This window comes from Porphyrobacter sp. MBR-155 (assembly GCF_040547625.1).
Classification (GTDB): domain Bacteria; phylum Pseudomonadota; class Alphaproteobacteria; order Sphingomonadales; family Sphingomonadaceae; genus Erythrobacter.
The window spans coordinates 163,738-187,250 of sequence record NZ_JBEPQB010000006.1; the positions used below are offsets into that span (position 1 = coordinate 163,738).

Below are 23,513 nucleotides of genomic sequence, written 5' to 3' on the forward strand. Positions count from 1 at the left end.
GTGCTGACATGAAGAAGCCGATTACCGCCCTTGCGGCTGCCGCTCTGGTCGCTACGCCGCTGGCAGCACAGACGCCAACCGGCACCATGGGCGATTTGCGCCCCGATCAGCAGCAGTTCTTTGCTCTTTACAAGGAGCTGGTTGAAACCGACACCACGGTGTCCAGCGGCAGTTGCACCCAGGCATCGGCGCAGATCGCCACCCGGCTCAAGGCAGCCGGTTTTGCCGATGACCAGATCACCCAGTTCTCGGTTCCCGAGCACCCCAAGGATGGCGGGCTGGTAGCTGTGCTGCCGGGGACGTCAAAGTCGCTCAAGCCGATGCTGCTGCTTGCTCACATCGACGTGGTCGAAGCCAAGCGCGAGGATTGGGTGCGCGAACCGTTCAAGCTGATCGAGGAAGGCGGCTATTATTACGCGCGCGGGATCGCCGATGACAAATTCATGGCCGCAGCCTGGGCCGACACGATGATCCGGCTGAAGGAGGCCAACGCCAAGCCCAAGCGCACGATCAAGCTGGCGCTGACCTGCGGCGAGGAGACCGACACCGCATTCAACGGGGCGCAGTACCTGTCCACCAAAAAGCGCGACCTGATCGATGCCGCGTTCGCACTCAACGAAGGCGGCGGCGGGCGCACCGATGGCAAGGGCCATCTGCTGGTCCAGACCGTGCAGGTTGGCGAAAAGGTCTATCAGGACTACAAGCTGGTGGTGACCAATCCGGGCGGGCACAGCTCACAACCGGTGCCCGACAACGCTATCTACCGGCTGGCGGCGGCGCTCGAAAAGATCGGTGCGCACGAATTTCCGGCCGAGCTCAACGACACCACCCGCGCCTTCTTCGCCAAGGCGGGCGCTTTGCGGCCCGATGCACTGGGCAAGGCGATGGTCGCGCTGACCGAGAACCTCGACAACCCTGAGGCGATGGCGCTGGTCAACCAGGACAAGGCGATGCATTCGATGCTGCGCACGACCTGCGTAGCGACGATGATCGAAGGCGGGCATGCGGTCAATGCGCTGCCGCAGCGGGTCGAATCGAACGTCAACTGCCGTATTTTCCCCGGCCATAGCCCCGCCGAAATCAAGGATCAGCTGGCCGCTGTGGTCGATGACAACGCGGTCGCGATTTCGTTTGCGCGGGCTGACAAGCCGATCGCCACACCCCCGCCGCTCGATCCCGCAATCACCGGTCCGATGGAAGCGCTGGCGGCGAAGTATTTTCCCGGCGTGCCGGTGATCCCGGCCATGTCGACCGGAGCGACCGATGCAGTTTACATCGGCAGTGCGGGGATCCCCACCTACGGCGTTCCCGGCGCATGGGGCGATCCTGACGGCAATGGCGCTCATGGCCTCAACGAACGGCTAGAGGTCAAGGCGGTCTATACCGGACGCGATTACCTGTTCGACCTGGTCAAGGCGTTGGCGAATCCGAAATAGGCGGGTGGTTCACTCCGCCGGTTTGGCGGGTGGCCAGTTGAACGGTCGCCCAAATGCTTCGCGAAAATGCACCTTTCCCTGCCAGATCGTGGCGTCGAACAGCGGCATCATCCCGGCGCGGGTGGCGGCGTCGAACTGGGTTTCGTGGCACTGCGCAGCGGCGCTGGCGGCGGCGAGATCGGCGGGAGTGTAGGCGATGCTTTCGGTCAGCAGCGCAGGGTCGGTGGTGGCCCATTGCGCCATTTCGGGCACCGGCGGCAAGCGTCCGGCGGGGATGCCGACATAAAGCAGCTTGGGGCGGGTCGCGGTGGGCATGGCCTGCACGACCTGTGTGGCAAGCGCGCTCACCATGCGGTGGTCGGCGTGCCCATAGCCGCCATCGGGCCCCCAGGTGAGGATCAGGTCAGCATCGGCGACCTGCGCGGATATTGCGGCAACGAGCGTGTCCGCTTGGGCCACCCTTCCGCGCGCTTCCTGCCATAGCCGCCCGTCACCCCAGCCAAGGTTGTCCACCACCGACACCCCCAGCGCCGTGGCTGCGCACTGCGCCTCTTGGCGGCGGATCTTCGCTAGCTGTTCGCCCGGAGCAAGATCAGAAACGCCCGGCCCGGCATCGCCCGCAGTGGCATGGATGATGGTGACAAAATGACCCTGCCGCGAAAGCGCAGCGAGCGCAGGCGCCATCGGCAGTTCGTCATCAGGGTGCGCCAGCACGGCGGTCACCCGCAAATGCTCGGCAACCTGTTCCTGCGCGCTTCCCACTGCCGGGGCTGTTACCAATGCGGCCAGTGCTGCCACTATTGCTTGCCGGATCATCCTCACCCTCCTTCCAAACCCTTTGCGCTTGGCTTTGGCCCGGTTATGCAGATTTGCATGAACACAGCAATCATGACCGCCCACCTCGCCGAACCCTTCGGCTCCTTCCCCGATATCCTGATGGAATGGTCGCAGATCAAGGGGGATGACCTCGCCCTGATCGACGAGCGACGCGAAGTGCATTGGGCCGAACTGGCTGGGCTGATCGAGCGGCTGGCGGCGCGGCTGGTTGAGACCGGATTGCAGCGCGGGCAATCGGTGGCGATCCTTGGCACCTCCAGCGTTGAGTATGCGCTGGTGTTCCTCGCCGCGGTGCGCGCGGGCGGGGTGGCTGCGCCGCTGACGACCAGCGCCTCGCCCGAACAGCTTGAAGGTATGGCGAAGGACTCAGGCGCGATCCATCTGTTCATCGACGCGGCCAAGTCAGCGGAACTCGGCCCCGATTTCATGGCCGACCTGATCCGCGTGCCGCTGGAAAGCATCGATACGTGGATGGCCCCGCCGGGTGCCCGCGCGCCCGCGTTCACGCCCGACCTCAAAGACCCGTTCAACATCATCTATTCCAGCGGCACCACCGGCATTCCCAAGGGCATCGTCCATTCGCACCAGATGCGCTGGCGGCAGTTTGCGACGACTGGGCTGTCGTTTCTGGAAGCCGGGATAGCTGTCCGCTCGCTCGCTTCGACCCCGCTCTATTCCAACACCACGATGGTCGCGTTTCTGCCGGTGCTGCTGGCGGGCGGCTGTGTGCGGGTGATGGGCAAATTCGATTGCGCCAAATGGCTCGCCCATGCGCAGGCTGACCGCACCACCATCACCATGCTGGTGCCGGTGCAGTATCAACGGCTGATGGATTTTGCGGATTTCGACAGCTTCGACCTGTCGGCGCTCCAGCTCAAATATTGCACCTCCGCCCCCTTCCCGGCGGAATTGAAGCGCGAGGTGCTGCGGCGGATGCCGGGCGCGCTGATCGAGATTTATTCGATGACCGAAGGCGGCGTCGTCTGCCTGCTGGCGTGCCACGAATTCCCCGACAAGCTCCACACCGTGGGCCGCCCCGCGCCGGGCAGCGAGTTGAAGGTTCTTGATGACGATGACCGCGAAATGCCGCCCGGCACGCCGGGCAACCTTATCGGCCGCAGCCTGACCATGATGAGTGGCTACAAAAACCGCCCGGACAAGACACAGGAAGCGCAGTGGATCGATCCTGCCACGGGTGAGGCGTGGATGCGGATGGGCGATATTGGCCGGGTGGACGCCGATGGCTTTGTCGAACTGGTGGGCCGCGCCAAGGACATGATCATCTCGGGCGGGTTCAATATCTACCCCAGCGATCTTGAGGCGGAATTGCTGAAAGAGGCGGGCGTGGTCGAGGCTGCGGTGGTGGGCGTGCCGTCACGCAACTGGGGGGAAAGCCCGGTCGGCTTCGTCGTGCTGAACACTGGCGCGGGCGACTGCGATGCGATCATGGCGGCGGTGAACGCGCGGCTGGGCAAGACCCAGCGGCTCGCTGCGCTCTACACCATCGCCGAAATGCCGCGCAGCCACATCGGCAAACTGCTCAAAAGCGAGCTGCGCGAAGAAGCCGAGCGGCTGGTTGGAGATGCGTTTTGAGCGCCCGCAAGTGCAGCATATATCGCTCGATTAGACGTCAACCATAAAATGCAAGCGGGTTGACGGAGAGCCAATAATTTGCAGACTGCCGACGGGGTTATCGAAGGGGACAAAGCTTTCCACAGATAGGAATTGTAGATGAGGGCATATTCAATTCTGGCCGCTTCCTGCGCGGCATTTGCACTAAGTTCGTGCGGGCCATCTTTCGAGGGGCCGCAATCTGAAGACATCGATCAGTTTCTGGAAATGGAACTGCCCGAAGGCATTGATGCACAGGACATAGAAATTCAAGCATCGCAAAATGTGGGTGACGAAATAGAGCCAATCTATCGTTCGCGCGTAAAGATGAATCTGGTGCTCGAAGAAGACTTCGCGGAAGTGGTGGATTATGTCGGAGAACGCCCGGTTATCAAGATAACCAAGCAGAAGGGCACTGAAATTCCAGCTATATTATTCACGCGGGGCGAACCAATCGGCAGCGATGACTGGAAGGTTGAAAGAGAGAAATTGGAGTTCAAATTTTTTGACGGAAATCCAGTAAGCGCATTTGAAAACCCGATCATTAAGGGATCAAGCGAAGAAAAAACCGCAGTTGAAGCAGCCAAGAAACAGGCTGCGGAAGAAGAGCGCGAAGAGAAGGCCAAGATCGCCGCCGCCCAAAAAGCTTTTGTCGGTAACTGGAAGGCCAGCCAGCCGTTAATGACATATGGATCGGTTTATTCCAGCAATGGCGTCCAGGTCGGGATCAGTTTTAACCTAGGACCCAATACTGATGGATTCGGCAAGGGAACGGGTTCGGTCTATGACTTCAATAAACCATCGGTCGCGGCACGAAGCGACGTGACTTATACGGTCAATGATGATGGTAGTCTTGCGACAGTCACTTTCCTCTCCCGCGCACAACACGAGGCCGTGCCTTGGTATATTTCTCAAGATACGAGCTTCAACCTGACGTCCGACGGCAATGTCACAGTGGGCGGCTATGGCCGCTGGTCCATCAAGCTGTCGAAATAGTGTGCGATGTCCGGGTTGGTTAAAGCCGGTTGAGACGCGGCCACTATTCTAGGGGGGAGGGGGTGGCCGCGTCTCTTTCGCTGCGTGCCCGAACCCTGAGGTGGCGAGCAATCGACTGGGCAGGATGGCCGAGCGAGGGGGAGGGCTGGCCAATCCTGCCGGTCAGGCAGGCGGGCAGACAGGCCGTATCCGGCCAACGCTGCCGAGCGATCATCTCGCAAAGAGAAGGCCGGTTTGGAGAGAGGGGCCCGGCACCCGATCGCTTACGGTTTCAAATGGTGTTCGATTGCATCGAATTCAAATGCGAAAACGCCAAGCTTAGTTGCATGAAGCGCAACAACAGTGTGGTAATACCTGTTGCGGCGCGGACGTTGTGCAGCGTGTCCATCGATGCGCTTCGACAGCGGTGCAAAATATTCCGTCCGCAGCGCAGCAGCGCTGGACAGCGCGGGCTGCCCTGCCGTAATTCGCGCCCATGAACCCGCACCCTTCCCATCCTGCACCCGGCGATTCCCCTGCTTCCGCCAATGTCGTCTCGGATTGCATTCTGATCGTCGATTTCGGGTCGCAAGTGACCCAGTTGATCGCGCGCCGCGTGCGCGAGGCCGGGGTCTATTCCGAAATCGCCCCCTTCACCCAGGCCGAAGCGGCGTTCCACCGGTTGAAGCCCAAAGGGATCATCCTGTCCGGCTCCCCCGCCAGCGTGCCCGATGATGGCAGCCCCCGCGCGCCGCAGATACTGTTCGATGCGGGCGTGCCGATCCTTGGTATTTGTTATGGCCAGCAGGTGATGAGCCATCAGCTCGGCGGCGAAGTGCGACCCGGACATGAGACGGGAGAAGGCGGCGAATTTGGCCGCGCCTTCCTAACTGTAACCGCCGAATGCGCGCTGTTTGACGGGCTGTGGGGTGTGGGTGAACGCCATCAGGTGTGGATGAGCCACGGCGACAAGGTAACGCAGTTCGCCCCCGGTTTCGAGATTGTCGCCACCTCCGACGGCGCGCCATTTGCGGTGATCGCTGACGAAGCGCGCAGGTTCTACGGCACCCAGTTCCACCCGGAAGTCGTCCACACCCCCGATGGCGGCAAGCTGATCGCCAATTTCGTGCGCCATGTCTGCGGGCTGGCGGGCGATTGGACGATGGCCGAATTCCGCAAGACCAAGATTGCCGAAATCCGTGCGCAGGTTGGCGACAAGCGGGTGATCTGCGGCCTGTCAGGCGGGGTCGATTCGGCGGTCGCGGCGGTGCTGATTCACGAAGCGATTGGTGATCAGCTGACCTGCGTATTTGTCGATCACGGGCTGATGCGCATGAACGAGGCCGATCAGGTCGTCACCCTGTTCCGCGATCATTACAACATCCCGCTGGTGCATGTGGAGGCGGAGGAGCTGTTCCTTGATGGCCTCGCGGGTCTTACCGATCCCGAAGCCAAGCGTAAGTTCATCGGCAAGACCTTCATCGACGTGTTCGAGGCCGAAGCGAAGAAAATCGGCGGCGCGGATTTCCTCGCGCAGGGCACGCTTTACCCCGATGTGATCGAGAGCGTCAGCTTCACCGGTGGGCCGAGCGTCACGATCAAAAGTCACCACAATGTCGGCGGTCTGCCCGAACGCATGAATATGCAGCTGGTCGAGCCTTTGCGCGAATTGTTCAAGGACGAAGTGCGTGATCTGGGGCGCGAATTGGGCCTGCCCGATGCTTTCGTTGGGCGTCACCCCTTCCCCGGCCCCGGCCTCGCGATCCGCATCCCCGGCGAAGTGACCAAGGATCGCTGCGATATTCTGCGCAAGGCCGATGCAATCTACCTCGAAGAAATCCGCAACGCGGGGCTTTATGATGCAATCTGGCAGGCGTTTGCGGTGCTGCTGCCGGTCAAGACCGTGGGCGTGATGGGCGATAGCCGCACCTATGATTGGGTCTGCGCACTGCGCGCCGTCACCTCCACCGACGGAATGACAGCGGACGTGTTCCCCTATGACGCCGGGTTCCTGACCCGCGTGGCCACCCGCATCGTCAACGAGGTCAAGGGCATCAACCGCGTGGTGTATGATTACACCAGCAAACCGCCGGGGACGATCGAGTGGGAGTAGCGCGCCGCATTGCGTTCCCCCCTTTCGGCAAAGCGAAGAATCGCATATCGCTTGCACCAATATCCTGTTTGAGAGGTTTTTGCCTGTGATGCAGACTCTTCGTTCCATTGCTCTGGTCGCGGCGCTCACGCTCGGCCTGTCCGCCTGCACTGAACAGGCCAGCGCGCCCGCTGCCGAACAGGTCGCCCCGCTGACCGAAGGCGTATGGACGCTTGATCCGGCGGATTCGCGGCTTTCTTACGTCAGCATCAAGGCGGGCGAGATTGCTGAGGCCAACCGGTTTGATTCGCTGGCGGGCAGCGTTGCGGCCGATGGCACGGCGACGCTCGACATTGATCTGGCCTCGGTCAACACCGGGATCGACATCCGGAACGAACGGATGCGCGAGATTTTCTTCGATGTGGCGGGCAATCCCAAAGCGGTGGTGACGGCAAAGCTTGACCCGGCAGCCTTCGCAGCGCTGGCGGTCGGCCAGTCGATTACCCGTCCGTTGACGGCAAGTGTGGCGATCAAAGGTGTCGAGCAGGAAATCGAGACCGAAGTGCTTGTCACCCGCGTTTCGGCGGACCGCGTCACTGTGGTGCCGACCGCGCCGGTGATCATCAGCACCGACATGTTCGAACTGACCGATGAACTGGGCGAATTGCGCGCGCTGGCGCAGTTACCCTCGATCACGCCTGCGGTTCCAGTAACCTTCACGCTCTCGTTCACGCGTTCCTAAGAGGCAATTTTATCGCAGCTGACGTTACGGCGCGCAGCATTGCCGCGTGCGCTTGTCAAAAGCGGGGTTGAAAGCCTCCGCCAAACAGGCTTGTGTCCTACCCCAATGCAGCCTTGCACGGGAGAGCACACGCCATGAAAACCGCCATCACCGAAATGTTCGGCATCCAGCATCCGATTATTCAGGGCGGGATGCACTATGTCGGCTTTGCCGAAATGGCGGCGGCGGTGTCCAACGCGGGCGGGCTGGGGATCATCACCGGGCTGACGCAGGGCTCGCCAGAAAAGCTCGCGAACGAAATCGCGCGCTGCAAGGACATGACCGACAAGCCGTTCGGCGTGAACCTCACCATCCTGCCGACCCTGACCCCGCCCGATTATCCGGGGTTGGTCAAAGCGGTGATCGACGGCGGCGTGAAGGTGGTTGAAACCGCCGGGCGCAACCCGGTCGACCTGTTGCCGCATTTAAAGGATGCGGGGATCAAGGTGATTCACAAATGCACCAGCGTGCGCCACAGCCTCAAGGCGCAGGATATCGGCTGCGATGCGGTGAGCGTCGACGGGTTCGAATGCGGCGGCCATCCGGGGGAGGACGACGTGCCCAATTTCATCCTGCTGCCGCGCGCGGCCGATGAACTCGAAATCCCATTCGTTTCCAGCGGCGGGATGGCCGATGGCCGCAGCCTGATCGCCAGCCTTGCAATGGGCGCGCAGGGGATGAACATGGGCACCCGCTTCATCGCCACCAAAGAGGCCCCGGTGCATGACAACGTGAAGCAGGCGATTCTCGCCGCGAGCGAACTGGACACGCGGCTAGTGATGCGCTCGCTGAAGAACACTGAGCGTGTGCTCAACAACGCCGCTGTCGAACGGCTGATCGTCAAGGAAAAGGAACTGGGCGATGCCATCACCATCCAGGACATCTTGCCCGAAGTCGCCGGGGTTTACCCGTCGATCATGATGGAAGGCGATATGGACAAGGGTGCGTGGAGCTGCGGCATGGTTGCCGGGCTGATCCACGATATCCCGACCTGTCAGGAACTGATCGACCGGATCATGCTTCAGGCCGAGGAAATCATCGCCCGGATGCAGGCGATGGCGCGGGGTTAGAGCAACCTCGGGTCAACCTTCGCCGGGCACATCCGCCTTGACCCGAGTATAGGGCACGAAATCGTCGAAGAAGACGACGCCGGTGAAAATGCCGCTAAAGGGATCAAAGGTGGTCGCGTTATCGACCCGGCATAGTTCGCCAGAAATGAAGCGGTTGATCACCAGCGTGTCGTTATCGTCAATCTGCTCGGGCGCATCGGTGCGCTGGACATAGATCGTGTGGCCCCGGCCATAGACGTAAGCGGTGCGATCAATGGTCTGCATCTGCGCGGTGCGCTGGGTGCGGATGCAGCTGACCGGCTCGCCTGCGACCCGGCCTTCGAGCAGCTTGGCGAGCCGCTTCTCGCCCTTGGTCATCGGCGCTGGATCAGCCTCTGCCTCAACTTCCGGTGCGCCCTCGGTCTGGGCGGCGACGGGCCAGGCGAGGCCAAGCGCAAGTGTGGCGGCGAGACCGCCGATCATGGCGCGGGAACGGACAGGCAAACGGGGCATCGCACAATCTCCTTGCAGAGTTAGCGGGACAATACCGCTGCGTGCCTGAACCGGCGCTGAGCGAAATCAGGCGCGCGCCGGACTGGCCCCCGCAGCTATATCGGGCAAGGCCGTCTGATCAGCGCCGTCGGCCGGGCCGCCGCGCAGTACGAACCGGCGGTCGCAATAGCCGCAATCGACATAGCCATGCTCGTCAATCTCAAGGAAGACGCGCGGGTGGCCCAGCGCCGCCGGACGATAGCCAGCGCCGCCGCGGATGCCGCTGGAACCATCGCAGCTCACACGCCGCGTATCGACCAGCAGGACTTCAGGTGGGGGAATGTTCATGGAACCAGCCGATACAGGGCGAAGGCGCTGAGTTCAATTGCCTTTGAAAGGCAGCTTGCCTAGGGCTGATCCCATGACCGCAGCACCCGCCATCCGGATTGAAAACCTCGTCAAACGCTATGCCCCGGCCAAGGGCGCAAACGGCACGACGATAGAAGGCAAGCTGGCGCTGGGCGGGGTCAGTTTCGATGTGCCCGAAGGGTCGATCTTCGGCCTGCTCGGCCCCAATGGCGCAGGCAAATCGACGCTGATCAACATCCTTGCCGGGCTGGTCAACAAGACCAGCGGCGCGTGCGAAATCTGGGGTTTCGACATTGATCGCAACCGCCGCAATGCCAGCCGATCAATCGGGATTGTGCCGCAGGAAATTGTGTTCGACCCGTTTTTCACGCCCTATGAAGTGCTGGAAAATCAGGCGGGGTTCTACGGCGTTCCCGGCGCGTTTCGGCGCAGCGAGGAACTGCTGGCGGCGGTGCGGCTGGCGGATAAGCGTAACGCCTATGCCCGCACGCTGTCGGGCGGGATGAAACGGCGGCTGCTGGTGGCCAAGGCGATGGTGCATTCGCCGCCGATCCTGGTGCTGGATGAACCCACCGCCGGGGTCGATGTCGAACTGCGCCGCCAATTGTGGGAGCTGGTCAGCGAGCTGAACCGCGAGGGGGTGACCGTGGTGCTGACCACGCATTATCTCGAAGAGGCCGAGGAATTGTGTGATCGCATCGCCATCATCAACCACGGGCAACTGATAGCGAACAAACCGACGCAGGAACTGATCGGCATGGCGCGCGAAAAGATAGTTGCGGTGACTGTAGCCGATGATCTGGCCGCCGCGCCCGCGCATGAGGCGTTTGTGAAGGCCAGCTGGGACGGTGCCCGCGCAGTTGAAGTGACCTATGACAAGGATCGCCTCAGCGCCGGACAAGTGCTCGCGATCTTGCAGGAACAGGGGCTTACCATCGAAGACGTCACCACCCGTGAGGCGGATCTGGAAGATGTGTTTGTGCAGTTGACCGGCACCGCTGGCTGAACCGCGCGGCAGCCCGACGGCGGCCTCAGTCCTCGCGTTTGCGCCAGTCGCGGTGTCCGTGCCGCTGAACCGGCTCCCCGCAATGACGGCAGGTGCCGACATAGTGCCGCCCGTCCCAGGCCACCTCACGGCGCAAGGGCTGGTGGCGGCCCACCCGGCATCCGAAAAATGAAAATACGGACACGACAGCCATGCTCCGGTGAGAAAATCGTAACAGCCAGCAGGCGTGTTTAGCGATGATCGACCGCATCAGACACTGCTGATGCGCGGGGGTCATCAGGACAAAACAGCAGGCTGCACTGCTACCTTCGCATGATCACTACCTTTGGTTCCTTAAGCCTGTGTTACAAAGCATCGCGCTTGCTCCACGCAGCGTTGCGCGTCATGGCACGGACATGACAAAGCAGGATGCAAGCGGGCACGCGCATGACGTGGTGGTTATCGGTTCGGGCGCGGCCGGGCTGACGGCGGCGTTGGCGCTGGCGCAAACGCGGCGCGTGCTGGTGCTGGCCAAAGGCACGCTCACCGGCGGATCAACCGCCTGGGCGCAAGGCGGGATCGCCGCCGTGCTCGATACTGGCGACACTTTTGAAAATCACGTGCGCGATACGATGGTGGCGGGCGCGGGGCTGAATGACCGCGCGACGGTCGAATTCGTGATCGAGCGCGCGCCGCAATCCATCGACCGCCTGTGCGAATTGGGCGTGCCGTTCAACCGCGATGCTGATTCGCTCCACCTGACGCGCGAAGGCGGCCATTCGCACCGCCGCATCGTCCATGTCGATGATGCGACCGGCTGGGCGGTGCAATCGGCGCTGCTGGCGGCGGCCAATGCCAATCCCAATATCACCCTGCTGCCGGGCCGCACCTGCATTGACCTGATCACCGATCGCCACCGCGAACAGTTTTCGGCCGCCGGGCGCGTGTGGGGGGTCTATGCGCTCAACGAAGAAACCGGACACGTCGAACGCCATGTCGCGCGCGCGACCGTGCTGGCGAGCGGGGGTGCGGGCCGCGTCTATCAATTCTCGACCGCGCCGCGCGGCGCGACCGGCGATGGGATTTCGATGGCGTGGCGGGCGGGCGCGCGGGTTTCCAATATGGAGATGATGCAGTTCCACCCGACCTGTCTTTACAGCCTTGAAATCAAGAACTTCCTTATCACCGAAGCGGTGCGGGGCGAAGGTGGGCGGCTGATCAACCCGCGCACCGGGCAGCGGTTCATGGAGCTATATGATGCAGAGCGCATGGAGCTCGCCCCGCGCGATGTCGTCGCCCGCGCGATCGATGCCGAGATCAAGCGCCACGGGCTCGATTACGTCCATCTCGACATCAGCCATCAGCCCGCCGATTTCGTGCAGCGACACTTCCCGACGATTTACGACAAGCTGCTGACCATCGGCATCGACATGACCATGGCGCCAATCCCGGTGGTGCCCGCGCAGCATTACACCTGCGGCGGGGTGGTGGTGGACTTGGCCGCGCGCACCGACATGCCGGGCCTGTGGGCGGCGGGGGAATGCACCGAAAGCGGGCTGCACGGCGCAAACCGGCTGGCGTCGAACAGCTTGCTCGAATGCTTCGTGTTCGGCGAGGCTGCGGCGAAGGACATCCTTGCGCGCTGGGACACATTGGAAGCGCCGCCCGCGATCCTGCCGTGGGACGAAAGCCGCGTCACCGATTCGGATGAGGAAGTGGTGATCAAGCAGAACTGGACCGAAATCCGCCGCTTCATGTGGAATTATGTCGGCATCGTGCGGACGACCAAGCGGCTGGAACGCGCCGCCCACCGCATCGCCCTGCTGCGCCGCGAGGTGGATGAATATTATGGCAGCTTCCGGGTGACGACCGACCTGATCGAATTGCGCAACCTGCTGCAATCGGCGGAACTGATCGTGAAATCCGCGCTTGCCCGCAAGGAAAGCCGCGGGCTGCACTACACGCTGGATTATCCCGAACTGGCGGATGAGCCGAAGGATACGGTGCTGGTGCCCTAATGCGCGAACCCAATTGCAAACCCCAAACTTCAAATCCGTTCGCCCTGAGCTTGTCGAAGGGCTGCTTTTCCCTTCAGAGCCTGGGCTGAAAGAAAATGCGGTGCTTCGACAAGCTCAGCACGAACGGATGTAGGGGAATTCGGACAGGGTTCATCTGTGCGGCGGTAGTAGCGCGCGCAACATCTTTCAAAGGGGCGCCGCGATGACGAAGTTTCTGGGTTTGCTTTGCCTTGCCGCCCTGATCCCCACCGCAGCGACCGCCCAAGACTCCGCCCCCAGCGAAAACTCCATCGTCGTCACCGCGCAGCGTTCGGGCGCGCCGATGTGGACGATTGATACGCCCACCGGCACCATCATTCTCGTCGGTGAGATCCGGGCGATCCCGAAAACGACCCCGTGGCAGCCTGACCGGTTAAAGGATGCAACCGGGCAGGCGCAGCGCGTGATCCTTGGCGCGCGGCCCAAGATTTCTCCGGGTGATATCCTGCGGCTGATGTTCAGCGGCTCAAAGTTCACCAAGCTGCCCAAAAAGACTGTCGCCAGCGATTACCTCGACGACGCGCAATGGGCGCGGCTGGAGGCGCTGGGTGAGGCGCACAAGGAAGATTATGCGCGGCAGAGCTTCCTGTTCACCTCATTCGAGATGCTGCGCAAGGAATTGCGCTTTAACCGCGACACCGCCGATGATGCGTCGGACGTGGTGAGCAAGGCGGCGGACAAGGCGAACGTCCCCACCACCCGCGCCGCCACTTTGCGCGGTGAGGATATTATCGACAACCTCGCCGATGCGCCGCCTGCCGCGCACATCCGCTGCCTGACTGCGGCGATGGATGCGCTGGAAATCGGCTCCGATATTGTCGAACAGCGAGGGAGCGACTGGCGGCGCTATGATATCCCGGCGGTGATGGCGAACCCGTTGGAACAGGCGTTGGGACAGTGCTGGCCTTGGGCAGACGAGACGTTGGGCAGCGAATTGCGCACCATCTGGGTCGACAATATCACTGCGGCACAAGGGCAACCGGGAGTGACGCTCGCGGTGGTGCCGCTGCGGGTGCTGGCAGAGACCGACGGCGTCCTCGACCGGCTTTCCGCGCAAGGCCTCGACATCAGCGGCCCGGCGTGGAAGTAATCGCGTAACGACAACAAGCGCGAGAGGCCACGTCACCTATGCCGACCATCACCACGCCGAACACCCGCATCGAAATCTTCTATGAAGACCACGGGAAACCCGAAAACGAGGCGATCCTGTTGGTGATGGGATTGGGCGCGCAATTGACGCTGTGGCCTGATGAACTGGTTGATGCGCTGGTGGGCGATGGGTTCCGCGTGATCCGTTACGACAACCGCGACATCGGCCTCTCCCAGAAGATGGAAGGCGCACGCGCACCCTCGCTCGCCACGCAGGTGCTGCGCAAGAAGTTTGGCTGGCCTGCCAAGGTTCCCTATACCCTCACCGACATGGCGCATGACGGGATCGGACTGCTCGATGCGCTGGAGATCGACACCGCGCATGTTGTGGGCGCATCGATGGGCGGGATGATCGCGCAGCTGATGGCGGTGCATCATGGCCCGCGCCTGCGTTCGCTCACCTCGATCATGTCGACCACCGGCAATGGCAAGCTGCCACAGGCCGAAAAGCACGCGATGGACGCGCTGGTCGCGCCCTTGGCCGCGATGGATGAAGAAACGCTGGTGGCCCACGGGCTCAACATCGCGCGCAATATCGGCAGCCCCGGCTTTCCGTTCGATCCGCAGCAGCAACGCGAAAAGGTGCTGCGCAATGTCCGCCGTAGCGTCTATCCCGCAGGCCTGCCGCGCCAACTGGCCGCGATCATCGACGATGGCTGCCGCCGCTCGCGCCTCGCCGATGTGCGGGTGCCGACACTGGTGCTGCACGGCGAGGATGATCCGCTGGTCAAGCTGGCGGCGGGTGAGGATACCGCGCGCCACATCCCCGGCGCGCGGCTGGTAACGATCCCCGGATGGGGCCACGATATCCCGATGCCGCTGATTGATCGGATTGCGGGTGAGATCGTCACCCACGCACGCGGTGTTTGAGGTCGGCGGGGATTGGGGTGGATACGGCAGAGTCGGGACGACCGGGATCAGGCCGGAAGCGCAAGGTGCTTCGCGCCGAAAACCGCCTGCCAGCTTTCGATTTCACCCACCACTGCATCATCCACCGCGTGCAGGAGTTCGGCGGCGGCTTCATAGCTGAGCGCCGTGTCGGTGCCTGACAACAGCAAACCGATGCGCGTTTCGACCTCACCCAACCGTTCTGCCGCCGCGCGCGAAATCGCTCCGAACCGCTCGAAATCGCCGAAATAGCGCACCCCGGCGATATTCGCGCCGAGGGTTGGAAAGGCGACGCCAAAGAAGGTGAAGAGCGGCGAAAGGTCGCTCGCCCAGTCTGTGGGTGCCACGCCCGCGAGTGCCGCGAATTTGAGCAGCAGATAGGCCAGAACCGAAATTACCGCGAGCAGAAAGCTGGCCCCCGCCAGCCGGTCAAGCCGGTGGTGAACGCGTTCCAGCCGCGCGGCCTTGACCTCATGATAGGCGCGCTGGGCCGCGACATGGGGAAGCACTACTCCTTCAAGGCAGGCGCGCAGATAGGCGCGGGTCAGACGGATTCGGGGCAGACCGGCTTCACGCAGCGCGTGGCGAGCGAAATGTTCGGGCCATTCGGCTTCGTGCCCGCGTCCGCCTTTTCGTGGCCAGCGCCCCGTCGGGCGTGACACGCCGAGCAGCAGCAGGCCGGGCGCGTGGCGCAGATATTCGGCAACCCGCCGCATTTCGAACCAGCGCCGGTGCCAGCCAAGGCGCGATCCGGCAAGCGTGATAACCAGAATCCCCGCCAGCAGCAGCAGTTCGGCCGAGGCAAACACCCATTTCACCTCCGCAAGGCCGAACGGGTAGAAGGCTAGGCCGATGATCACCGCCAACGCGGCGAGCACGAAGTTGACGCACATGCCGCTGCGATAGGCATCGGAAAGACGGCTGGCGATGCCATCAGCCCGGGCGAACATGGGCAGCAACACTCCGCGCAGCCGGGCTACGAGCAGAGGGTCTGCGCCCGGCGCCGCCTCCGCCGCCGCCAGCAAACCGGCTGCACTGCCGGTGCTGATGGCATCGGGTGCCTCGTATTCGATCCGCATCCGGCCGGGGATCAGGGTGCCTTCGCCAAACACCCGCTCGATCAGGCGATAGAGACTGAAGGCGAAACTGGAGCGGGCGCGCCACTGTTCGCGCCTTGGCCCCTGCGGGTGCCAACCTTGCGCCACCATCGCGGCGCGAATGGTCGCCTCAAGCCGCGCCTGTCGCACCGCATCGGGGGCGTTGTTGCGTTCGGGATGCCCAAGCTCCTCTGGCCGGGTCAGGATCGACCATTCTTGCGGCGCGGTCGGATCAATCAGCAACACCGGTGTGCCCATTTCCAGCGCGCTGATGATCGTGTGGCCGGTGCCGCCCGGCAGATTGGCGATCTTGCCATCCCACACCGCGACCACAAGATCGGTGCGTTCGATCATCACCCGCCCGGCGAGCGCGACATTGCCCGAAACAAGCGCTTCATAGGAGCGGGCCGCGTCGCGGTCTTGCGGATTGGTGAGGGTCGCCAGCAACAGCGTTTCGATCTGCGCATCGCGATCGGCCAGTTCGAACAGATGCGCGCGCGCCGTGATCGACCGGATTGCAGCGGCATGCGCCTCCACCTGCGGATCGGCGGCCGGCTGCCCGCGGCATAGCGCGGCGGCATCGGCCGGGGTCGTCGGATGGGCGTTGATCGCAAGGTTGAGATCGGCCCCGAACGGCATCGGCACCACCAGTTCCCACCCGCGCGCCAGCGCCAGTTCGCCAGCCACCTGATCGGTGCCGTCAACCAGCAGGCTGTGCAGTCGCACCGCGCCCTGATTGCCGCGGAGGCCTGCCGCGATCCCCTCGATCCGTGCGAACAGCCTGGCCAGCGCATCCGTGATCGCTGCGCTATTCGCGGAAAATGCAGGATTGGTGGCGCGGTGGCCGGTGACCCCCAGCGCAAGCCGCGGCTGCCATTCGGCGTCGGGATCTGCAAAAGGCGATGAGGGCATAGGCGGTCTGTCCTTCTTTGCCGGACAGGCCGGATGGGGCAACCTTAACGTGTAGTCTTGCACGCTTACAAGGGGCGATGCGCGCCTGCCCACGGTTTGACGGGACGCGCAGGAGGGCGCATTATTCCGTTGGGGAATCGGGGGGCGTGCGGTGATAGGACGGATTGCGATAGTGATGGGCGCGTTGCTGGCGCTGGCGGTTCCCGCAGCGGCGCAGGCGCAGGTGCCGCACGATTATCCGTCAAGCAGTGAAGGTTGGTACCGCGCTGATCCGGACCGACCGGAAGCTGAGCGCGCACGCGACGAGGCCGAAGCCGCGCGGGCCGAAGCTGCCTGCGATGCGGGCGACCTTACCGGATGCGCCGCGTTGGGCCGGGCATACCGGGATGGTGCGGGCAGGCCGCAGAATCGCCCGGTGGCCGAATTGCTGTTCCGTCAGGCCTGCGACGGAGGCCAGGCAGAAGGCTGCTTTGCGCTGGGCGCGCAATTGCGAATGGTCGACAATACCGGCGCGCAGGACGAAGGCATGATCGCGCTGCGGCGCGGCTGCACCCTCGGCGCGTCTGAGGCCTGTGACGCGCTGGCAGGCATCATCGCCTCCGAGAACGAACGCGTCGAAGAACTGCAATCGCGCATAAACGATTGCCGCGCGGGGGACGTCCAGTCTTGCGACCTGTTGGGCGGGCGCTACGCTGACAAAACAGAGGATTTGACGCCTGAACTGCGCGATACGCTCAATCGCGGCTGCAACGCGGGGGCGGCCTTTGCCTGCCAGACGCTCGGCAGGGCGGTATTCGCCGAGGGTCGCGGGCTGCCAGAACACCGGGTCGAGGCGCAGGCCCTGTTCGACCGGGCCTGCGCGAACGATCGCGATTTTTGTACCATAGCGCAGCAGATCCGCGACCGGCCCGCCTTGTCCGCCGGTTGCGCAAACGGGGGCATGGCCGATTGCGCCGCACTCGGACGGATTTACACTGCGGAATGGTCACCGCTGCATTCGCCGGCCGAAGGATTGGGGCTTCTTGGGATGGCGTGCGAGGGGGGCGAGAGCGAGGTTTGCCGCGATGCGGCGCACATGGCGCTCATCGACCCCTCACCCGAAGCTGCGGCCCGGGCGGAACAGTGGTATGCCATCGGCTGCAATGGCGGCATTGAGGGCGATTGCGTGACTCTCGGCCTGCGCCTGACAGACGAAAACCGCCTGTCGGAAGATCGTGCGCGCGGCTACGCCTTGCTTGTTGACGCGTGCGAACGCGGCCTGCCCAGACTCTGCGACGAATTGTACAAGCGCGCCGGGTCTGATCCCGAAGCGCCGCTGCTGGCAGCGGACGACCGCTTTGGCCCGCCGACCGAGCCGACCGACCCGGCCGAAGAGGCCCGCCGGGTGGCGGAATCGCTCGCAATCGAGGCGGAGAATGCTCGCTTCGATCCTTGCCGATATTCGTCGGTAAATTTCCGCGGCGCGGTCTATCTCGATACCCTCTGCGATACAGTGCGCCGGGTCAGCAGAGGTTATCAGCTTCGGCCAGGGCAGGCGCCATGGCAGGCGTTGCTGTGGCGCCCGGCCCAGATGGGTGGGCAAAACCTCGCACCCGGGCAGCGGGTGGCCTGCGGCGGGTCGCTGATCGCTGAGGGCTGGGTGCTCACCGCAGCCCATTGCATCACGGACAAGGACGGCAAGTCCTTGATCGGATCAGGGCACCGCATCCGGCTCGGGGTCTATAACCCACAAGCCGACGAGGGGGTCAGCTACCCGATCCTGCGCGCCGTGGCGCATCCCCGCTATCACCAGCCGAGCCGCGCCTTTGATATTGCGCTGATCCGGTTCGACCAGCGCGCGGGAGAGAAAGGCGCGGCGACCAATGCCATCGCCCGCATCCGGATCGATCCGCTGCCGCTCGACCAGCGCAAGATCAATGCCGGGATGCCGGTCTATACCTATGGCTGGGGGCTGACCGAGTTCAGGGGCCAATCGAGCGATCATCTGCGCGGCGCAAGGATGCACCTGGAAGATCCCGAGGCCTGCACGAAGCGCACCGAGTTCCGCGGATCACTGCTCAATGCCGTGCTGTGCGCGGCAGCGCCCGACCGTTCGCAAGCCTGCGACGGAGACAGCGGCGGCCCGCTCATCTCTTATGACGACGAACGCCGCATTCCCACGGTGATCGGGGTGGTCAGCGCCGGCGAGAAATGCGGATCGACCGGGGTTCCCAGCCGTTACACCCGCGTGGCAAAGGTAAGCGAATGGATCGCTGACGTCATGGCAGGCCGCACGCCCGCGCGGCGACGGTAGCCTTGTGCGGCCCGGCAGCACGCCAGGCCGCACGAAGTCGAACCTTATTCAGCGGCACCGTCCGCCGATGACGCGGCAGGGCCGATCGGATTGCTGTTGGTTTCGGTTCCTTCGGCAGCAGCGGCCGCCGCCTCAAGCGCCGCAGCGTCTTCGTCTGTCGTGGTTTCGTCAGTCACGGCATCACCTTCGGCCGTGCCGGTTTCTTCGGCCACATCTTCGGACACGGGCTCGGTCGTTTCGCCGTTGCATGCAGCCAGCCCCAACGCCGCGCCGGCCAGAACGGCGGCAGTCATGATCTTCTTCATGGTATTTCCCCCTCGATTGCCCCGGATGGGCGGCAGAGAGCTATCACGAGGTTAGTTGCAAAAGCAATTCATCAAACCGTCGCTCTCCCCTCAGTGGATCAAGCAGCGGGTCGTTCGGTGCCCACAACAGACCCGGATCGGTCGCACTCAAGGCTTTTTCCAGAAGCGCCAGCGCCTTATCCGCCTCACCGCGCTGCGCATGCACCTGCGCCCGCTGGTATCGGCTGTCCTCGTATTCGGCCACCAGCGATGCAAGCGCCGCGTCCGAACCTGCCGCATCGCCAACCCGGTGCGAGGCAATCGCGATAGCGGTGAGAGCATAGGCCTTCCCCTGCTCCGCCTTCGCAGCGACCAGCGCGCCCGCTGCATCGCCCTGCAACAGGCGCGCGATGGCCATGGCGAACTGCGCGCTTGCAATGCTGGGATTGAGTTCGACCGCGCCCTGCATATGCTTGATCACGCTAGCATAATCGCGTGCAAACAGGGCAATATACCCGGCCGTGCGGAACGCCCGCGCATTGAGGGGATCGAGTTCGAGCACCTGCGCGATCATCCGCACGGCGAGCGCCCGGTCGGTGCCATAGGCATGAAAACTCGCCGCTGAGCGCAGCACATCGGCATCGCCGGGAGCAAGGCGCTGGGCGGCCTGATAGTGCGGCAATGCCGCTCCCGGTTTGAGCTGGCCATTGGCGAGCGCAAAGCCAAGCGCGAGATGCCCCCGCGCGAGGCGCTGTTCGAGCGCAAGCGACCGTTCGGCCGCGGCAATGGCATCGGAAAACAGCTTGCGCGATTCCTCGCCATCGCTGGCGGCATTATTGGCGATCGCCGCAAGCATCGTCGATCGCATGGCGTGGGCTGCGGCAAAGTTTGGATCTTCGGCGATCGCCGCTTCGAACTGGATCAGCGCCGCCCGGTCGGTCGCTGCCCCGGCAGACAGATCATAAAGTGCATGACCCCGCAGGAACGCTTCGAAAGCGGCAATATTCTCGGTTCCGCCGACATCGCGCTGGGCCGCGATACTGGTCTTCAGTTCATCGTCCGAAGCCACCGTTGCCACCAGCGATGTGGCCACGGTTTCGGCGATTTCCGACTGGAGCGCGAAAACATCCTCCACCGCGCGGTCATAGCTTTCGGCCCAGCGCACCAGCCCGCCATTGATCTCGACCAGCTCGGCCGAAACGCGCATCTGTTCCGAATCGCGCTGCACGCTGCCGCGCAGGATGTGATCGACGCCCAGTTTGCGGCCGATGGCGAATTCGTCCTCGCCCGCGATCGCGCTGGAGGACGTTGGCGCAGCGACCTTGAGCCGCGGGTTGCGAACCAGCACCGCGCGCAGTTCATTCGACAGGCCGTCGGAAAACCACGCCTTGCTCTTGTCTCCGGTCAGATTGGAAAAGGGCAGAACCACCATCGACACCGCGCCAGCCGCAGCCGGGGTGAACAGGCCTATGGCCCAACCTGCGGTGATTGCCGCCGCTCCGGCAAGTCCCGTTCCGCCGATCAGTGCGGCCCGCCGCGACAGCACAGGGCCGCTGACGGGAATGGCCGCGGCCGCCAGCGGGGATACGGGCGCGGGGCCGGGTGCGGTTTGGCCTGCCTTGGAACGCACCGCCGCAAGGATACGCTGCGCTTCTTGCGCCGCCGGATCGCCCGACCAACCCGCGATGTCAAGCAATTGGAACTGGCGAAAGCCCAGCGGTGCCATGGTGCCATCGAGCGATAGCGGCACGAGGCATCCGCGCTCGCGTCCGCGCTGGGCCTCGTCGCGGACCCAGTGCGAGACAACCGACTGTTGCGACCACAGCACCACTACGCAATCAGCGGATTCCAGTGCCGTTTCAGTGGTGACAAGGTAGTTTTCGCCGCCTTCGAGCTTGCCATCCCACCACACGTCGAAACCCGCAGCCTCAAGCAGCGTGATGACCGGACGCGACCGGTCGAGATCGACGCGCGAATAGCTGACGAAAACCGACGGGCGCTGCCCGTTCCGCGTCTCATCAGCGTCAATCCTGCCCACCATTGCGCCGCCCCTGTTTTTCCCTTCCCTATCAATACATCGAAAACCACCGCCGCGCCAAGCAATCAGCGACTACTGCGTCCCGCCGCTGGCGATTGACCGGGGCTGGGGAGAAGCTGTCATCGTCACCCCAGCGAAAGCTGGGGCCCAGGGCCGCAAGTGACAGTGCTCGCCGCGTGAGAACCCAGCTTCCGCTGGGATGACTGATGGTAGCAGATTTTGGCATCGCGCCGTGTTGATTGGAATGACCAGGAAAGGGTGGTTAGCTGCCTTGCTCAGCAGCAGCCCGAGTTTGTGACAGAAACAAAGCAGGTAGCGGCCCGAGAACAGCTAAAGCACTCACAACAACGATGACAGGATCGGGTTGTCCGATAATTACGAACAACCAGATTGCCGATACGGCGAGCAGGTTGCCGGCCCTAAGCCAGATCGAGCCAGCCAACCTGCGACAAAGTCCGTTCGCGAGACACAAGGCTGCGAGCGGCGTGAGAAATGCAGCCCAGAAGGCCAAGAGCCAAACATCTTCCGGCTCTTCGGCGTAACGGCTCATTCCATGCGCCATTGAACCGATTGCGAGGAGCGCAGCAAGACACAGCGTGACGCCCAGCACCAGGTTGTAACCGCGGATGAGTGTCATCGCACGAATTTACCTTGTTCCACGATTTCCGCAACGGGGTAGCACCCGAAGGCAGCTTTCGGTGCTCAAATCACGAAAGCTGCCTTCGTTCCATCAGCGCGGCAGTTCGCTGACCCCCATCAACGCTTCATCGACGCTGCGTGCGCATTGGCGGCCTTCGCGGATGGCCCATACCACCAGGCTTTGCCCGCGCCGCATATCGCCGCAGGCGAAGACGCCGGGAACGCTGGTGGCATAGCTATCAGTATCGGCATCGACATTGCCGCGCGGGCTGAGCGCCACGCCTGCCTGTTCGAGCAGCCCGGCCTTCTTCGGCCCGACGAAGCCCATCGCCAGCAGGATCAGATCGGCGGGAATCGTGAATTCACTACCCGCAATTTCCTGCATCTGGCCGCCCGCCCATTCAACGCGGACGCATTCCAGCCCGGTCACCGCTTCGCCGTCGCCGATCACGCGTTTGGCCAGCACCGCCCAATCGCGCTCCACGCCTTCCTGATGGCTTGACGAGGTGCGCAGTTTCATTGGCCAATCGGGCCAGGTCAGCGCCTTGTCTTCCTTTTCCGGGGGCTTGGGCATGATTTCCAGCTGGGTGACGCTGGCGGCGCCCTGCCGGTTTGATGTGCCCACACAGTCGCTCCCGGTATCACCGCCGCCCAGCACCACCACGTGCTTACCAGTGGCGAGCAGGCTTCCGCGCGGGGCAGCGCGCAGCTCATCGTCGCCCGCAACGCGCTTGTTCTGCTGGGTCAGGAACTCCATCGCCAGCCGCACGCCGGTCATTTCCGCGCCGGGGATGGTCAGCGGGCGCGCATCTTCCGCGCCGCCGGACAGCACCACTGCATCAAAGTTTTCCTGCAAGCTCTTGAACGAGATGTCGACGCCGACTTCCTTGGAGGTTTTGAACGTCACCCCCTCGGCTTCCATCTGCTGGCACCGCCGGTTGATGAGGTGCTTTTCCATCTTGAAGTCGGGGATGCCGTAACGCAGCAAGCCGCCGATGCGGTCGTTCTTTTCGAACACCGTGACGCTGTGCCCGGCGCGCGCGAGTTGCTGCGCACAGGCCAGCCCCGCCGGGCCGGAGCCGACCACCGCCACCGATTTGCCGGTCTTGTGCGCGGGTACCTGCGGGCTGACCCAGCCTTCTTTCCACCCGCGATCGATGATTGCGCATTCGATCGATTTGATCGTCACTGGCTGATCGACGATGTTGAGCGTGCAGGCCGCCTCGCACGGGGCGGGGCAGATGCGCCCGGTAAACTCGGGAAAATTGTTGGTAGAATGGAGCATCGCCAGCGCGCGCTTCCAGTCCGCTTCGTAAACAAGGTGGTTCCAGTCGGGGATCAGGTTGTTCACCGGACAGCCGTTGTGACAATAAGGAATCCCGCAATTCATGCAGCGCGAGGCCTGGCCCGCCAGCGTGCCTTCATCCGGCTGGATGATGAATTCGCGGTAGTTCTTCAACCGCTCCTGCGGATCGAGATAATCCCGCTCGCGGCGGTCCAGCTCGAGAAATCCGGTTTCCTTGCCCATT

Annotated in this window: 20 protein-coding genes; 11 read left to right on the forward strand and 9 right to left on the reverse strand. The window is 63.3% G+C overall.

What is annotated here, in order from left to right; all coding sequences use genetic code 11:
• Positions 1–8 precede the first annotated feature (8 nt).
• The gene (locus ABIE62_RS08540) at positions 9–1,436 is read left to right on the forward strand and encodes a M20/M25/M40 family metallo-hydrolase (protein WP_354325191.1); all 1,428 of its coding nucleotides are present in this window, start codon (positions 9–11) and stop codon (positions 1,434–1,436) included.
• 9 nt (positions 1,437–1,445) lie between these two features.
• On the opposite strand, the gene ABIE62_RS08545 is transcribed toward ABIE62_RS08540, so the two are convergent.
• Entirely contained in the window at positions 1,446–2,252 is an 807-nt protein-coding gene (locus ABIE62_RS08545; RefSeq protein ID WP_354325192.1) for a PIG-L family deacetylase, read from the reverse strand.
• 57 nt (positions 2,253–2,309) lie between these two features.
• Between ABIE62_RS08545 and ABIE62_RS08550 the strand changes: the two genes are divergently transcribed.
• The 5 genes from ABIE62_RS08550 to ABIE62_RS08570 all read left to right on the forward strand — a co-directional run bounded on the left by ABIE62_RS08550 (position 2,310) and on the right by ABIE62_RS08570 (position 8,802).
• A complete protein-coding gene (locus ABIE62_RS08550) occupies positions 2,310–3,866 on the forward strand; it encodes a class I adenylate-forming enzyme family protein (protein WP_354325194.1) in 1,557 nt (518 codons plus the stop codon).
• Positions 3,867–4,004: 138 nt separating this feature from the next.
• Positions 4,005–4,880: a hypothetical protein gene (locus tag ABIE62_RS08555; RefSeq protein ID WP_354325195.1), complete on the forward strand. Its 876-nt coding sequence runs from the start codon at positions 4,005–4,007 to the stop codon at positions 4,878–4,880.
• 475 nt (positions 4,881–5,355) lie between these two features.
• Complete coding sequence (gene guaA, locus ABIE62_RS08560; RefSeq protein ID WP_354325197.1) at positions 5,356–6,972, forward strand: glutamine-hydrolyzing GMP synthase; 1,617 nt, start codon at positions 5,356–5,358, stop codon at positions 6,970–6,972.
• An 88-nt stretch (positions 6,973–7,060) separates the two neighbouring features.
• Positions 7,061–7,693, forward strand: coding sequence for a YceI family protein (locus ABIE62_RS08565; protein WP_354325199.1), 633 nt, complete (start codon positions 7,061–7,063; stop codon positions 7,691–7,693).
• A gap of 134 nt (positions 7,694–7,827) precedes the next feature.
• Positions 7,828–8,802 (forward strand): NAD(P)H-dependent flavin oxidoreductase, encoded by a 975-nt coding sequence (locus ABIE62_RS08570; protein ID WP_354325201.1) that lies wholly within the window; start codon positions 7,828–7,830, stop codon positions 8,800–8,802.
• 12 nt (positions 8,803–8,814) lie between these two features.
• Here the strand turns inward: ABIE62_RS08570 and ABIE62_RS08575 are convergent, their stop codons facing one another.
• Together ABIE62_RS08575 and ABIE62_RS08580 are read right to left on the reverse strand one after the other, a co-directional pair.
• On the reverse strand, positions 8,815–9,294 hold the full coding sequence (locus tag ABIE62_RS08575) for a hypothetical protein (protein WP_354325202.1): 480 nt from the start codon (positions 9,292–9,294) through the stop codon (positions 8,815–8,817).
• A 66-nt stretch (positions 9,295–9,360) separates the two neighbouring features.
• Positions 9,361–9,621 carry a zinc-finger domain-containing protein gene (locus ABIE62_RS08580; protein ID WP_354325204.1) on the reverse strand — a complete coding sequence of 87 codons (261 nt, stop codon included), beginning with the start codon at positions 9,619–9,621 and terminating at the stop codon, positions 9,361–9,363.
• A 73-nt stretch (positions 9,622–9,694) separates the two neighbouring features.
• On the opposite strand from ABIE62_RS08580, the gene ABIE62_RS08585 reads away from it, so the two are divergent.
• Positions 9,695–10,648 carry an ABC transporter ATP-binding protein gene (locus ABIE62_RS08585; RefSeq protein WP_354325206.1) on the forward strand — a complete coding sequence of 318 codons (954 nt, stop codon included), beginning with the start codon at positions 9,695–9,697 and terminating at the stop codon, positions 10,646–10,648.
• 25 nt (positions 10,649–10,673) lie between these two features.
• Here the strand turns inward: ABIE62_RS08585 and ABIE62_RS08590 are convergent, their stop codons facing one another.
• Entirely contained in the window at positions 10,674–10,832 is a 159-nt protein-coding gene (locus tag ABIE62_RS08590) for a hypothetical protein (RefSeq protein WP_354325207.1), read from the reverse strand.
• 211 nt (positions 10,833–11,043) lie between these two features.
• Here ABIE62_RS08590 and nadB point away from each other — a divergent pair, with 211 nt between their 5' ends.
• From nadB to ABIE62_RS08605, 3 genes are all read left to right on the forward strand, one after another.
• Positions 11,044–12,645: an L-aspartate oxidase gene (gene nadB / locus ABIE62_RS08595; protein WP_354325209.1), complete on the forward strand. Its 1,602-nt coding sequence runs from the start codon at positions 11,044–11,046 to the stop codon at positions 12,643–12,645.
• 202 nt (positions 12,646–12,847) lie between these two features.
• A complete protein-coding gene (locus ABIE62_RS08600; RefSeq protein WP_354325210.1) occupies positions 12,848–13,774 on the forward strand; it encodes a TraB/GumN family protein in 927 nt (308 codons plus the stop codon).
• Between the two features lie 38 nt (positions 13,775–13,812).
• Positions 13,813–14,703, forward strand: coding sequence for an alpha/beta fold hydrolase (locus ABIE62_RS08605; RefSeq protein WP_354325212.1), 891 nt, complete (start codon positions 13,813–13,815; stop codon positions 14,701–14,703).
• Positions 14,704–14,750: 47 nt separating this feature from the next.
• Here the strand turns inward: ABIE62_RS08605 and ABIE62_RS08610 are convergent, their stop codons facing one another.
• A complete protein-coding gene (locus ABIE62_RS08610) occupies positions 14,751–16,730 on the reverse strand; it encodes a hypothetical protein (RefSeq protein WP_354325214.1) in 1,980 nt (659 codons plus the stop codon).
• Positions 16,731–16,905: 175 nt separating this feature from the next.
• On the opposite strand from ABIE62_RS08610, the gene ABIE62_RS08615 reads away from it, so the two are divergent.
• Positions 16,906–19,023 (forward strand): trypsin-like serine protease, encoded by a 2,118-nt coding sequence (locus tag ABIE62_RS08615; protein ID WP_354325316.1) that lies wholly within the window; start codon positions 16,906–16,908, stop codon positions 19,021–19,023.
• 44 nt (positions 19,024–19,067) lie between these two features.
• Here ABIE62_RS08615 and ABIE62_RS08620 read toward each other — a convergent pair whose 3' ends face one another.
• The 4 genes from ABIE62_RS08620 to ABIE62_RS08635 form a co-directional block, all read right to left on the reverse strand.
• A complete protein-coding gene (locus tag ABIE62_RS08620) occupies positions 19,068–19,328 on the reverse strand; it encodes a hypothetical protein (protein ID WP_354325216.1) in 261 nt (86 codons plus the stop codon).
• A 43-nt stretch (positions 19,329–19,371) separates the two neighbouring features.
• On the reverse strand, positions 19,372–21,348 hold the full coding sequence (locus tag ABIE62_RS08625; protein ID WP_354325218.1) for a TIR domain-containing protein: 1,977 nt from the start codon (positions 21,346–21,348) through the stop codon (positions 19,372–19,374).
• 259 nt (positions 21,349–21,607) lie between these two features.
• Entirely contained in the window at positions 21,608–21,982 is a 375-nt protein-coding gene (locus ABIE62_RS08630) for a hypothetical protein (RefSeq protein WP_354325220.1), read from the reverse strand.
• Between the two features lie 93 nt (positions 21,983–22,075).
• Positions 22,076–23,512, reverse strand: a complete 1,437-nt coding sequence (locus tag ABIE62_RS08635) for a glutamate synthase subunit beta (protein ID WP_354325221.1) — start codon at positions 23,510–23,512, stop codon at positions 22,076–22,078.
• Position 23,513: the final 1 nt, after the last annotated feature.